The organism is Candidatus Pelagibacter communis (assembly GCF_001179845.1).
GTDB lineage: Bacteria > Pseudomonadota > Alphaproteobacteria > Pelagibacterales > Pelagibacteraceae > Pelagibacter > Pelagibacter ubique_Q.
In genome coordinates this window covers 92,881-106,301 of record NZ_CVSB01000049.1, presented here as the reverse complement: position 1 = coordinate 106,301, position 13,421 = coordinate 92,881, and the positions used below count along the sequence as shown (strand labels likewise).

The 13,421-nt window shown below is 26.5% G+C and carries 16 protein-coding genes and 1 tRNA gene; 11 read left to right on the top strand and 6 right to left on the bottom strand.

Translation table 11 applies throughout. The annotated features are described in order from the left end of the window. On the bottom strand, window positions 1-563 hold a 563-nt coding region (locus AMN81_RS05495), incomplete at its 3' end, for an AMP-binding protein (protein ID WP_143312064.1). Between the two features lie 173 nt (window positions 564-736). Between AMN81_RS05495 and AMN81_RS05490 the strand changes: the two genes are divergently transcribed. The 4 genes from AMN81_RS05490 to AMN81_RS05475 are packed head-to-tail and all read left to right on the top strand — an operon-like array spanning window position 737 to window position 4,796. Then, on the top strand, window positions 737-3,217 hold the full coding sequence (locus tag AMN81_RS05490; RefSeq protein ID WP_080986921.1) for a helicase-related protein: 2,481 nt from the start codon (window positions 737-739) through the stop codon (window positions 3,215-3,217). Between the two features lies 1 nt (window position 3,218). Next, window positions 3,219-3,629 (top strand): tellurite resistance TerB family protein, encoded by a 411-nt coding sequence (locus AMN81_RS05485; RefSeq protein WP_072091056.1) that lies wholly within the window; start codon window positions 3,219-3,221, stop codon window positions 3,627-3,629. Continuing rightward, window positions 3,626-3,952 carry a ferredoxin FdxA gene (gene fdxA, locus AMN81_RS05480; RefSeq protein WP_072091055.1) on the top strand — a complete coding sequence of 109 codons (327 nt, stop codon included), beginning with the start codon at window positions 3,626-3,628 and terminating at the stop codon, window positions 3,950-3,952. The genes AMN81_RS05485 and fdxA overlap by 4 nt, the downstream gene beginning before the upstream one ends. After that, window positions 3,909-4,796 carry a CarD family transcriptional regulator gene (locus AMN81_RS05475; RefSeq protein WP_072091054.1) on the top strand — a complete coding sequence of 296 codons (888 nt, stop codon included), beginning with the start codon at window positions 3,909-3,911 and terminating at the stop codon, window positions 4,794-4,796. The genes fdxA and AMN81_RS05475 overlap by 44 nt, the downstream gene beginning before the upstream one ends. A gap of 351 nt (window positions 4,797-5,147) precedes the next feature. Here AMN81_RS05475 and AMN81_RS05470 read toward each other — a convergent pair whose 3' ends face one another. Both AMN81_RS05470 and AMN81_RS05465 read right to left on the bottom strand, forming a co-directional pair. Continuing rightward, complete coding sequence (locus AMN81_RS05470; protein ID WP_072091053.1) at window positions 5,148-6,878, bottom strand: AMP-dependent synthetase/ligase; 1,731 nt, start codon at window positions 6,876-6,878, stop codon at window positions 5,148-5,150. Window positions 6,879-6,885: 7 nt separating this feature from the next. Further along, window positions 6,886-6,970, bottom strand: a tRNA-Leu gene (locus tag AMN81_RS05465). Window positions 6,971-7,032: 62 nt separating this feature from the next. On the opposite strand from AMN81_RS05465, the gene AMN81_RS05460 reads away from it, so the two are divergent. Genes AMN81_RS05460 through AMN81_RS05450 form a run of 3 tightly spaced genes read left to right on the top strand, consistent with a single transcriptional unit; the run spans window position 7,033 to window position 8,633 of the window. Continuing rightward, window positions 7,033-7,638, top strand: coding sequence for a YqaA family protein (locus AMN81_RS05460; protein WP_072091052.1), 606 nt, complete (start codon window positions 7,033-7,035; stop codon window positions 7,636-7,638). Further along, window positions 7,631-8,116, top strand: coding sequence for a disulfide bond formation protein B (locus AMN81_RS05455; protein WP_080986920.1), 486 nt, complete (start codon window positions 7,631-7,633; stop codon window positions 8,114-8,116). Before AMN81_RS05460 ends, AMN81_RS05455 begins: the two co-directional genes overlap by 8 nt. Then, window positions 8,100-8,633 (top strand): demethoxyubiquinone hydroxylase family protein, encoded by a 534-nt coding sequence (locus AMN81_RS05450; protein ID WP_072091050.1) that lies wholly within the window; start codon window positions 8,100-8,102, stop codon window positions 8,631-8,633. Before AMN81_RS05455 ends, AMN81_RS05450 begins: the two co-directional genes overlap by 17 nt. Here the strand turns inward: AMN81_RS05450 and AMN81_RS05445 are convergent. Both AMN81_RS05445 and AMN81_RS05440 read right to left on the bottom strand, forming a co-directional pair. After that, window positions 8,630-9,199: an HNH endonuclease gene (locus AMN81_RS05445; RefSeq protein ID WP_072091049.1), complete on the bottom strand. Its 570-nt coding sequence runs from the start codon at window positions 9,197-9,199 to the stop codon at window positions 8,630-8,632. The two genes, AMN81_RS05450 and AMN81_RS05445, sit on opposite strands and share 4 nt — an antisense overlap. Before the next feature lie 47 nt (window positions 9,200-9,246). Further along, window positions 9,247-9,897 carry an alpha/beta hydrolase gene (locus AMN81_RS05440; RefSeq protein WP_072091048.1) on the bottom strand — a complete coding sequence of 217 codons (651 nt, stop codon included), beginning with the start codon at window positions 9,895-9,897 and terminating at the stop codon, window positions 9,247-9,249. A gap of 49 nt (window positions 9,898-9,946) precedes the next feature. On the opposite strand from AMN81_RS05440, the gene AMN81_RS05435 reads away from it, so the two are divergent. Next, window positions 9,947-10,150, top strand: a complete 204-nt coding sequence (locus tag AMN81_RS05435; protein WP_072091047.1) for a twin transmembrane helix small protein — start codon at window positions 9,947-9,949, stop codon at window positions 10,148-10,150. Here AMN81_RS05435 and AMN81_RS05430 read toward each other — a convergent pair. Beyond that, complete coding sequence (locus tag AMN81_RS05430) at window positions 10,147-10,656, bottom strand: TlpA family protein disulfide reductase (protein ID WP_072091046.1); 510 nt, start codon at window positions 10,654-10,656, stop codon at window positions 10,147-10,149. The genes AMN81_RS05435 and AMN81_RS05430 overlap by 4 nt on opposite strands. A gap of 24 nt (window positions 10,657-10,680) precedes the next feature. Here AMN81_RS05430 and argH point away from each other — a divergent pair, with 24 nt between their 5' ends. The 3 genes from argH to lysA are packed head-to-tail and all read left to right on the top strand — an operon-like array spanning window position 10,681 to window position 13,414. Continuing rightward, entirely contained in the window at window positions 10,681-12,072 is a 1,392-nt protein-coding gene (gene argH / locus AMN81_RS05425) for an argininosuccinate lyase (protein WP_072091045.1), read from the top strand. Further along, a complete protein-coding gene (locus AMN81_RS06435; protein ID WP_023854463.1) occupies window positions 12,069-12,200 on the top strand; it encodes a hypothetical protein in 132 nt (43 codons plus the stop codon). Before argH ends, AMN81_RS06435 begins: the two co-directional genes overlap by 4 nt. Then, entirely contained in the window at window positions 12,200-13,414 is a 1,215-nt protein-coding gene (gene lysA / locus AMN81_RS05420; RefSeq protein WP_072091044.1) for a diaminopimelate decarboxylase, read from the top strand. Before AMN81_RS06435 ends, lysA begins: the two co-directional genes overlap by 1 nt. Window positions 13,415-13,421: the final 7 nt, after the last annotated feature.

The window sequence follows — 13,421 nt, the reverse complement described above, 5'->3', positions numbered from 1 at the left end:
TTTGGATTAATTTGAGAAAATCTTTCTATAACCCCTTTAGAACCAAAATCAGGACTACAAGAAGACCAAATACCTCCCAAAGAAGTTGTAGCAATGAATGCTTCAACAGTTTCAATAGTATTCGGCATATAGGCAGCTACTCTATCTCCTTTTTTAATATTTATTTTTTTTAGAAACTTTGAAATTTTATTAGAATTTAAATTTAATTGTTTCCATGATCTTTCTTCTCTAAATCCATTTTCACTAATAAAGGTTACTGCTTTTTCATTATTGTTTTTAGATAATAAATTTTCACCAAAATTTAGTTTGCTACCTGGTAAAAATAAATTTTTATAAAAAGTCTTTGATTTTCTAAAATTTTTATTACTTTTAATTCCCTTAATTTTGCTAAAATCCCAAAATCTACTCCAAAACTCTGGTGAATTTTTAATACTCCAATTTAATAATTTTTTATAATTTCTATTAAATTTTATTTTTAATTTTTTTGAAATGTAATTTTCAAAAGCAAATAAATTTGAATTTTTTTTTACAATTAGAGAAGGTTGCCAAAGTTTTTTACTCATTTTATTAAATTAAATTACTGTTATAGAATTAATCTTATTTATGATAATCTCACTAATATTTAAAAGAAAATGAGAACTTTTTACCCTCCGATTCGGTCATGTTTTAGTCTATTTTTGTTCTTTAGCAGTAACAATATCTGGTAGGTAAAAAAAAAGAAGCACAAAAGATAGAAATGACTAAAAATAAAATTACAGCTGTTCTCGGTCCTACAAATACAGGTAAAACCCATCTTGCTATCGAAACTATGCTTTCTTTTGAGAGTGGCATGATTGGATTTCCACTTAGATTACTTGCAAGAGAAGTATATGACAAAGTAATCAAGAAAATAAGTTTAGATAAAGTTGCACTTATAACTGGAGAAGAAAAAATAATCCCATCTAATGCAAAATATTTTTTATGCACAGTAGAGTCTATGCCAATTGACAAATATCTTGAGTTTGTTGGTGTAGACGAGATTCAAATGTGCTCTGATCATGAAAGAGGTCATATTTTTACTGATAGACTTTTAAATATGAGGGGGGAAAAACTTACAATGCTAATGGGCTCAAGTACCATTAAAAATATTATTTCAAAATTAGATGGAGATATTGAATTTATAAATAGAGAAAGACTATCTAAACTTACCTACGCTGGTCATAAAAAAATATCAAGAATTGAAAGAAAAACAGCAATCATTGCTTTTTCAGCAGAGGAGGTTTACGCCATTGCTGAGTTAATAAGAAGACAAAAGGGTGGTGCAGCTATTGTAATGGGATCACTAAGTCCAAAAACAAGAAATGCTCAAGTTGAATTATATCAATCTGGGGATGTTGATTTCCTAGTTGCAACAGATGCAATTGGGATGGGAATAAACATGGATTTAGATTTTGTTTATTTTTCAAATGTTAAGAAATTTGATGGAAAAAAATTAAGAAGATTAAATTTATCTGAAATAGGTCAAATAGCCGGCAGAGCTGGTCGATACCTTAACGATGGAAGTTTCGGTATTACTGGTGATTGTAAAGAAATATCTCCAGAAGAGGTAGAATTATTAGAAAATCATAAATTTGAAGAAATAAGAACTTTGTTTTGGAGAAATTCAAATCTTAATTTTAATAACCCAATTAGTTTAATTAAAAGTTTAGAAGAAAAATCTCAGGTGGAATGGCTAAGAAAAATTCATGAATGTGAGGATGAAAAAGCACTTAAATATTTTTTAAAAGATCAAAAAATTTTAAATAGAGAATTTGATAAGAAAACTTTAATGCTTTTATGGGAATGTTGCCAAATACCTGATTTTGTTAAAAAAACTTATGGAAATCATTTTGAAGTTATTGGAAATGTATTTAAATTTTTAACTAGCAAAAAAGGACTAATTTCTGAAGATTATATGAGGTTGCAGCTAATGAAACTAGATAAATTAGATGGAAATGTAGATTCTTTATCAAATAGAATTGCAAATGTCAGAACTTGGTCATATGTTTCAAATAAAAATAATTGGGTAGAAAATCAAAGTTATTGGATAGAAAAAACTAAATATTTAGAAGACAGACTTTCAGACAGATTACATGAAGAACTTACTAAGACTTTCATCGACAAAAGAGCAAGTGTACTCGCAAGAGGTTTAAAACAAGATATGGAATTTAAAACTGAAATTTTACAAAACAATGACGTTAAAATTGACGATCAATTTATTGGAAAGATAAAAGGACTAAAATTAGAACTAGATCTAAAAAAAGGTGCTTTAGAAACTGATATTAAATCTTTAAAAAAAGCTGCAAGACAAACTATTGGTCCGGAATTAGAAAAACGTGTACAATCAATAATTGATACAGGATTAATTAGTTTAAATGAAGATTTTAAAATTTACTGGAATGATTTCCCAATTGCCAAATTAACAACAGGTAATGACTATTTAAATCCTAGTTTTGATTTAATTGTTGATGATGTTATTGAAAAAAACAATAAACAAAAATTAAATGAATATATTAATAAATGGATACATTCAAAAATAAATAACGTTCTTAAAAGTTTAATTGATTTAAAAAATATAAAAGAAAATAATTCATCAATTAAAGCACTGGCATACCAACTCTATGAAAATAATGGAGTATTAAAGCGAGATCAAGTTTCTGAATACCTAAAAAACTTAGAACAAAATGAAAGAAAAATTCTTAGAGATTTAGGAGTTAAGTTTGGTAGATATCATGTTTTCCTTTATCAATTAATTAAACCAGAAGCAGTATCTTTGCGAACATTATTATGGAAAAATTTTTATCAAAAATTTCATAAATTAAAACCACCTACCTTCGGTTTGAATTTTTTAAACGATAAAGAAATAAAAAATAAAGATTTTATGCTTTTGTGTGGATTTGAAAGATTTGATAATTTTTTTGTAAGAATTGATATTTTGGAAAGATTATTTGTATTGATAATAAATTCTAGCTCAAAAGAAAATTCTGAAATAAAATTAGTTCCAGAAATGTTAAATCTTTTAGGATGTAGTAAAGATAACTTCAAAAAATTACTTCAAAAAATGAATTATAAAATATTTGAAAAAGAAAATGAAACATTTTTTAAATATAGTCCTACTAAGAAATTTAAAAAAATTACTACAAAGAAGATCTCAAATGAAAATCCGTTTAAAATATTAAAGAATTTAAATTTAAGTTAAAATGTTTTTTAAAAAAGAAGAAATAAAAAATAATAATTTTCTCACAAAAGTTTGTGCTTTATTAATTCATGCTGCTAAAATAGATGAAAACTATACAGATAAAGAGGAAGAAATTATTAAAAAAACACTTAATGAGCTAGGTATAGAGAATGAAAATATTTCTAAAACAATTGAAGAAGCAAAAATAATTGAAGAAAGTTCAAATCAAATTTTAGATTTTACTAGAGAAGTAAAAAATTTATCTGAAGAAGACAAAATTAAAATCGTAGAGGCTTTATGGTCTATAATTTATTCCAATAAGGACGCTGATGTATATGAAACTAATTTAATGAGACGACTTGCGGGGTTACTTTACATTGACAATAAAACTATGGGCGATATTAAAGAAAAAATTAAACAAAATTTTAAATGACATATATCGTTAACGACAATTGTATAAAGTGCAAATTAACAGACTGTGTTGATGTTTGCCCAGTTGATTGTTTTTATGAAGGTAAAAATATGCTTGTAATTAAACCCGATGAGTGTATAGATTGTGGCGTTTGCGAGCCAGAATGTCCTGTCGATGCCATAAAAGCAGACACCGAACCTGGAAGTGAAAAATGGTTAGAGATCAATAAAAAATACTCTGAAATCTGGCCTAACATAAGTGAAAAAAAAGATCCGCCAGCGGATCACGAGAATTTTAAAAATGAGCAAAATAAGTACGAAAAATATTTTAAAGAAAATCTTTAAAGGCAAAACAGACAAAAAAGTGAAAAAAAAAGTTTCTAAAAAGAAGATTTTAAAAGCTAAAAAAATTAAAAAAGCTAAAAAAATAATTTCAAAAAAAATCAAAAAAGTTGTTAAAAAAGTTTCATCTAAAATAACTAAAACAAAAAAAACTGTTAAAGTTAAAGAAACAACTGCTGAACCAAAAATAGATAATTTAAGAATTTCAAAAACAAATGAAGTTAAGCCTGAAATTAAAAAAGTAAAAAAACAAGAAACTGAAAAAAAAGAATTTAAAGTAAAAGACTATATTGTTTATCCAAAACATGGCGTTGGTCAAATCACTGAATTCAAAAAGATTAATATAGGTGGTATCGATGTAGAAACTTATGTAATAAAATTTGAAAAAGATAAAGCCTTTGGAATGGTGCCAGTCAATAAACAATCACATTTAAGACCTCTAGCATCTATTAACCAAGTTAATAAATGTATCTCAATTCTAAAAAGTAAACCAAAAATTAAAAGATCAATGTGGAGTCGGAGAGCACAGGAGTATGAAGCAAAAATTTCTTCTGGTAAAATTTATGAACTAGCAGAAGTAGTTAGAGATTTGAATAAAGGCGATGATCTTGTAGTTGATCAATCCTATAGTGAAAGACAATTATTCGAAAAAGCCTATGAGAGAATTTTATCAGAATTTCAAATTGTATTAAATGTATCCTTAGAAGATACACAAAAAAAGCTAGATAAAGCACTAAAAAGAAATTTAACTGGGCAGCCTCAACCAGTAACAACTGCAAAAACTCCAACTAGTGAACTACCTGTAGACGAGCCAATTTCTGATAACGACGAACCGATTGACGAGTAAAAAAAAACGCCTCTCACACAAACTGTAATGAGAAGCGTTTTTTATTAAGAATACTAAGTTACTATCTTCTTCTTCTTTTTTTTGCTTTCTTAGCTTTTTTCTTAGCTTTTTTCTTAGTTTTCTTTGCCGCTTTTTTTCTTTTCTTAGGCATCTTTAGCTCCCTTTTTTAGTTAAACGAATCATATTGATTCGTTGTTACTATATTTTTATTTTTTTCTATAAGTTATGTCAATTCTTTAATTAGAAGTTAAATTTTATAAAAATTATTTTTAACTTTTTATTTTTATAAAACTTTTTTTTATTAATTTAGTTAATGTTTATGCGGTTAATAAACAATTTTAATTAAATATTTTAATAAAGATTTTCTAACTGATTTTTATATTTTTCTGTAACTTTTTTCCTTTTTACTTTCATTGTTGGTGTCATTAAACCATTTTCAATAGAAAAATTTTCATCTATTAATTGAATTTTTTTTATCTTTTCTAATAAAGTTAATTTTTTATTTATTTTTTCAATTACTTTATTTATTTTTTCTTTTTCATTTAAAAAATCTTTGTTAGGAACAATTAAAGCAACTAAGTAATTTTTTTTATCACCATAAACCATGCATTGATCTATCTCTGGTTCACTCGTAATCATATTTTCAATTTTAGCAGGTGAAATGTTATCTCCACCAGCGCTTACTATGATATCTTTTTTTCTATCAGTAATTTTTAAATAACCATCATTTGGATCTATCTCTCCAATATCTCCTGTATGTAACCATCCATTTATAATTACTTTTTCAGTTTCTTCTTTTTTGTTCCAATATCCTAACATTACATTTTCGCCTTTGACTAAAATTTCTCCATCTTCAGCAATTTTAACTTCATTTCCTTTAAATGGAGGTCCTACAGTTTCCACTTTAATTTTATGTATTGGATTGCAACTTACTACTGGTGATGTTTCTGTTAAACCATAACCCTGAAGAGTAGGCAGCCCTACAGAATTCAAAAATTCTCCTATTTCTTTGTCTAGAGCCCCACCACCTGAAACGAAAGCTTTCAAATTTCCACCAAACTGTTTTTTTATTTTTTTTCTAACTAATTTATCAGCTATAATATTGAGTAATTTTTCAGAAAATGTCATTTTTTGATTTAATAATTTTTTTCTTCCCAAACGAAGAGTTGCTTCAATTAATTTAGCTTTAAAACCTGTTTGTTTTTTTAAATTCATATTTATTTTGTTGTAAAGGTTTTGGTAGAATCTTGGAACAGCTGTCATGATTGTAGGTTTTGCTTCAGATATATTTTCTAAAAGTTTTTCTATTTTTTCTGCATAAAATACTTTTGCTCCTACTGCTATCTGTGCAAATTGAACACAATGCTCATAAGAGTGTGAAAGAGGAAGCCAAGTTAAAAATACTGGTCTTGAGTTAAATAATGGTTTCATAATTTCGCATGCTCCTACGAGATTATTCAAAATTCCACCATGACTTAAAATTACTCCTTTAGGATTACCTCCAGTCCCAGAAGTATAAATAATACATGCGGGAGAATTTCTTTTTAATTTATTATTTTCAATTTTATCTTCTGTTAATGAATTGTTCTTTACAATTAAATTAAAATCTAAATATTTTTCTTTGTTAATTATATTTAAACTATTTGTTACCTCAGCTTTTACATCCAAAGTAATAACTTTTTTGATAAAGTCTTTTTCATTAATTGAATTATTTAATTTTTTTAACATTTCATTATTTGAAACAACAACTAAGCTAGGCTCACAATCTTCTATCAAGTACTTATAATCATCTTCTGTATAGGTTGTGTATGCTGGAACTGTAATTCCTCCAGCTACCATAATAGCTAAATCAGAAACAAACCACTCCGGTCTATTTTCTGAAACTAAAAGACATCTATCACCTTCTTTTATATTTTCTTTAATTACTTTTGATAATTTCAAAATATTCTTTTCAGTTTCTTCCCATGTGTATGTTTTTTTATTGTTTGGGTTTAGCCATTCTAAAAAAATATCTTTTTTGTTTTGTTTATTTGCTTGATTAACAAATAATTCGATCAAATTATTTAAATTATTTAAATTCATAGTTACTTGGTGGGCGAAGAGAGAATCGAACTCTCACTTCTTGCGAAACACGATTTTGAGTCGTGCGCGTCTACCAGTTCCGCCATTCGCCCTAGGTATTCAATTAAATTATATTTAAATAGTATAAGAACTAAATTTATATTAAAACCAAAAAATGTTTAAAACACTTTACAAAAAATGTTTAGAATTAGCCGCGCATAAAAGTTCAAATTTTTATTTAGGGCTTGTATCTTTTATAGAAAGTTCTTTTTTTCCTATACCTCCAGATGCAATGATAATTCCAATGGTTATTGCTAAAAAAAAGGAATATTTGAAAATATTTTTAATAGCATCTATATTTTCAGTTCTTGGTGGAATCTTTGGATATTTGATAGGTTATTTATTTATTGATTTAGCAATGTATGTAATCGAATTTTATGGTTATCAAGATAAAGTTGAAAATTTAAAATTTAGCATGTCTCAAGGTAGTGGATTCCTCGCGTGGCTGAGTATTCTTTTTTTAGCTGGCTTTACTCCATTGCCTTATAAAGCCTTTACGATTTCAAGTGGTTTAATTGCTTTTAATCTTCCTGTTTTTATTTTTGTTAGCGTAATTTCAAGAAGTCTGAGATTTTTTATAGTTGCCTATTTATCCTATAAATTTGGAGAATTATTTACAGAGTATATGGAAAAACATGGATCAAAATGGTTCACCATAATTGGAATTATTATAGTTATAATATTTATTATTATTTATTTATTTTTTAAATTTAATGGTTGAGATTAACAAAACAATTACATTAAAGTTAATTTTTTTAATTAGCATTATTGCTTTATCTTCAGCATTTTTTATTGAATATGTTTTAGGTCATCAACCCTGTAACTTGTGTATATTGGAAAGAATTCCATACCTCTTAGCATTAATAATTATTGTATTAAATTATAAATTTATTAATCTTGAAAAATATTTCATTCTTTTTCTTATTTTAATTTTTTTAGCTGCTACTATTTTATCTTTATATCATTTAGGTATTGAGCAAGGTTTTATTGAAGAATCATTAGTTTGCGATTTAAAAAATGGCTCCAATTTACTATCAAAAGAAGACATATTGAGACAATTGCAAGAAAAGAATGTTAGCTGCAAAGATGTTACATTTAAAATTTTAGGATTATCGCTTACAAGTTACAATATTATAATATCAATATTAATAGTATATTTTACAACAAGAACTTATTTAAGTTATGACAACAATAAATAAAAAGAAAATAGAAGAATTTATTAGAGTTGATCATGCTGGGGAGCGTGGTGCTGTTAAAATTTATGAAGGACAGTTGCTTGCTCTAAACACATTAGTTAAAGATGAAGGTTTAAAAAAAACAATTGAAGAAATGAAGGTCCATGAAAAAGAACATTCTAATTTTTTTGAAGAAGAAATTAAAAAAAGAAATATAAAACCGACAAAATTTTTACCCTTATGGGATTTATTAGGTGTTGGATTAGGTTTTGGTTCAACTTTACTTGGTAAGAAAGCAGCTATGCTTTGCACTGCTTCAGTTGAAGAAGTGATAGATGAGCATTATTTAAACCAAATAAAACAACTTGATAATAGTGAGTCAAAACTTAAAAAAAAAATAATTAAATTTAGAGAAGATGAATTAAGTCATAAAGATATTGCCTATGAAAAGGGTGCTACAAAAGAAGGTCCATACTCTATATTAGATAAAATTATTAAAACTGGATCAAAAATTGCAATAAATATTTCAGAGAAAATTTAGGACTCTAACTCTACATCCCAATATAAGTAATCCATCCAACTTTTATGTAAAAAATTTGGCGGAAAATTTTTACCATTTTTGTGTAGATCTTCTGTTGATGGTCGATAAGGGTACTGATGCAACTTCATCCCTGAATGTTTTAATAGTTTTCCACCCTTTTTCACATTGCATGCAGAACAAGCTGTTACAACATTATCCCAATTAGTTTCGCCTCCTTTTGATCTAGGTAATAAGTGATCAAAAGTTAACTCTTCATTGCTTCCACAATATTGACAGGAAAATTTATCTCTTAAAAACACATTAAATCTAGTAAAACTTGGCTTGCTTTGAGGTACAATATAATCCTTTAATGCAATGACACTTGGTAATTTCATGTTAAATGATGGACTTCTTATAGTTCTATCGTAATTACTAACAATAACAACTCGGTCAAGAAAAACTGATTTAACAGTATCCTGCCATGACCATAAAGACAAAGGGTAGTAACTCAAAGGTCTATAGTCTGCATTGAGTACTAGCGCAGGACACTTTTCTAATGAAACATTTTGTTCAATAAAATTGTTCATTAACTAATTTTAACTTAGTTAAACAAATTTATCAATAATAAGAGATGTTAAATTTTTTTTAAAATAAAATTTAAAGCTGTACTTGATGCTTCAATAGGAATATGATGATCACAATTTTTTATTAATAATGTATCAACTTCAACGTTGTTTCTAATTAAAAAATCTTTCGCTTCTAGTAAATGTGTTGATGGGACAATTTGATCAGCTTCTCCATGTATAAGTAATGTTTCAGTATTATTTTTGATTCTGTTTTTTAAATCTTTTTGATTTATTATCTTTCCAGAAAAACCAACTATACATGAAAATTTTTCTTCAAACGTAAGACCAACATTTAAAGACATCATGCATCCCTGACTGAATCCTGATAAACAGATTTGATTATTTGATAACTTAAACTCTTGTTTTATTTCATTAATAAATTTTTTTAAAACTTCTTCAGCTTTAATTGATTGCTCTAATATGTAATCAGTATCCTCTTTAGTTAAATCAAACCACTGATAACCAGAAGGATTTATAGCGCATGGCTCATGACCATTCGGGCAAACAAAGACTGTATTAGGCATATGTCTTTTCCAGTTTAAAGATAGCATGCTTATATCCTTTCCATCACCTCCATAACCATGAAGCAAAATAATAGCATTTTTAATTTCAACACCGTCTTCTGGTTTAATAATTATTGAATCTAGGCAAAATGTCATAGTTGATAAATTATGTTTTTTATTTCAAAAAACAATCTAAAATAAAAATATGATATCAGGAATATTTGTAAAAGTTTTATCAATAGCTCTTTTGATTGCTGTGGGAATAGTTTTAATTTTAGGCATAGGTACTCTTTTTAAAGGAGGGGAAACTAGTAAAAAATATTCAAACAAATTGATGCAATTAAGAGTTCTTCTCCAATTTATTGCTATTCTTGCTTTGGTTGGCTTTGCTTACTTTTTTAAAAATTAGTTATATTTTTTTATCCAATTAACGAAATTTGTATCTTCAAAATCAATTGAACCTATTATTCTGGCAAATTCTTGACCCTCTTTATTAATTAGAATTGTTGTAGGGACACCTCTTAAAGTAAACATTTTTGCTAATGTAGTAGGTGGGTCAAAATAAGGTTCAAAATTTTTAATGTTAAGATCTATAAAAAATTTATTAACTTTTTCTAAGGTTTCTTTACCAATATTAATTGGAAAAATTTCTATTTTATCCAATTCTGGGTTAGCTTGGAGTTTATCTAAAGATGGCATTTCATCTTTACAAGGTTCACACCAGGTCGCCCAAAAATTTAATATCAATAAGTTGCCAGTATATTCATTGATATTAATTTTTTGATCATTTTTGTCTAAAAAAATAACATTATCATATGTTTTTGGTATTTTATGGATTACAATATTTTTAATACCAGGTAGTTGTTCGGCTACAGCATTGGTTATCAAAAAAATAAATATTATTAAAAATCTCATGTTAAATAGGTATAATTAAATATCATGGCAAAAAATAAAAACAACCAAGCAATCTGGAATACACGCATAAAAAAAAATGCATCAAGTTTGTTTCAAAAAGTCGGTAATTCAATAGATATTGATAAAAGACTCTACAAAGAAGATATTCAGGGATCAATTGCTCATGTTGAAATGCTTTTTAAACAAAAAATAATTTCATTTAAAATAAAAAATAAAATTATTTATGGACTAACAAAAATTGATAAGGAAATCGCAAAAAATAAATTTGAGTTTAATAAAAAATATGAAGATATTCATATGAATATCGAAAAAAGACTTTTTCAAATTATAGGTGATGAAGCTGGCTATGTTCACACTGCAAGATCAAGAAATGATCAAGTAATTACTGATTTTAAAATTTGGATGAAAAATTCGACCAGCGAAATAATTAGTAATATTAATAAAATTATTAAGAGCACAATCAAGTTAGCAGAAAAAAATGTTGAGACTATCATGCCTGGATTTACACATCTTAAAAATGCTCAGGCTATCTCTTTTGCACATTATTTAATGTCTTATGTAGAAATGTTTAATAGAGACAAAAAAAGATTTTCTAATAATTTAAACAGTTTAAATGAAAATCCCTTAGGTGTTGCAGCTTTAGCAGGAACATCATTTAATATAGATAGAAATTATACAACCAAAAAACTTGGTTTTAAAATACCTACAAATAATTCTATTGATACAGTTTCAGATAGAGATTTTGTTTTAGATTTTTTATACGCTACATCAGTATGTGCTATGCATATTTCTAGAATTGCTGAAGAGTTAATTATTTGGAATTCTGATGGTTTTAACTTGATCAATTTATCTGATAAAGTTGTTACTGGATCATCGATAATGCCACAAAAGAAGAATCCTGATCTTTTAGAATATTTGCGTGGAAAATCAGGAAGCGCTTATGGAAATTTATTTTCGATGCTTACAATTTTAAAAGGTTTACCATTATCTTATTTTAAAGATTTACAAGACGACAAGGAAATAGTTTTTAAATCAAACGATAATCTTAATAATTGTTTAAAAATTTTTGATGAAATACTAAAAAATTGTAATCCAAATAAGAGTAGAATGTTAGAACTTGCTAATTCTGGATACATTACAGCAACTGATTTGGCTGACTATCTTGTAAAAAATCACTCAATATCTTTTAGAAAAGCATATCAAAAAACTGCTGCTGTAGTTAATTTTGCTGAAAAAAGAAAAAAAAAGTTAAATGAATTAACTTTAGATGAGTTAAAAAAAATTGAACCTAAACTTAAAGAAGATGTATTGAAAATATTTAACTTGAAAAATTCAATTAATTCGAAAAAATCTTATGGTGGAACTTCTTTTGATAATATTAAAAAAATGATAATGAAATATAAAAAAGAAAAATGATAAAAAAATTTACCATAATTATATTGTTATTTTGTGTAGTTATTTCTTGTGGAAAGAAAGGTGATCCTAAATACGTAGATCCAGATAAAAAAGCAGAAATAAATGAAGTTTCAATTAACTTAACTTAATGAAATACATAAATAGAAGATTAACAATAGAAAAAATTAGTCTCCAAAAAATTGCAAATAAATTTGGAACTCCATTTTATTCTTATTCTTATTCTAAATTAAAAGAAAATATTAGTAATTTTAAAAAAAGCTTTAGATCTTTTTCGCCACTTATCTGCTTTGCAGTCAAATCCAACACAAATGTTAATATAATTAGAGAAATTAAAAAATTTGGGTTAGGTGCTGATGTTGTTTCTGTAGGAGAACTGATGATGGCATTAAAAGCAGGAATTAATCCAAGCAAAATAGTATTTTCTGGTGTTGGTAAAACAACAAGTGAAATCAGCTTTGCTATTGATAAAAAAATTCTGCTTATTAACGCTGAGTCTTTAAGTGAAATAAAAGAAATAAATCGAATAGCAAAATCAAAAAATAAAAGAATTAAAATTGGTGTAAGACTAAACCCTAATACAGATGCAAAAACATTAAGCCAAATATCAACTGGGAAAAAAGAAAATAAATTTGGTGTAAATAAAAATACTTTCTATGAAATTATAAATTATTGCAAGAATTCAAAAAATATTGATTTAAAATGTCTAAGCGTTCATATAGGCAGTCAAATTTTAGACTATAGACCTTATGAAAAAATGCTTAAAGCGGTCAGTCAAATTCTCAATAAATCAAATCATAAATTTGAATTTATAGATTTAGGTGGAGGTATGGGCATTTCTTACACTGATAAAAATAAAAAACTTAATTATAAAAAATATAATACAGCTGTTCTTAAATTTTTAAGAAAACATAAAGTAAAAATTATATTTGAGCCAGGTAGATCAATTATTGGCGATACCGGGACATTAGTATCAAAGATAATCTATATAAAGGATAGCGGAAGTAAAAAATTTATAATTTTAGATGCTGCAATGAACGATTTAATGAGACCTGCTTTGTACGGTGCATTTCATAAAACCTTACCTGTTACAAAATCTAACAAAACATCTAAAAAACCATATGAATTTGTAGGTCCTATTTGTGAAAGTACAGATAAATTTGTTACATTAAAAAAATTTCAATTGTTGAATGAAAAAGATTTAATAGCAATATGTGATGTGGGGGCTTATGGAATGTCACTAAGCTCAAATTATAATTTAAGACCTAAACCAATAGAATTATTAATAAAGGGATCAAAAATTAAAGTAATAAGAAAAAGACAAAAGCATAAAGATATAATTTAGCTTTTGA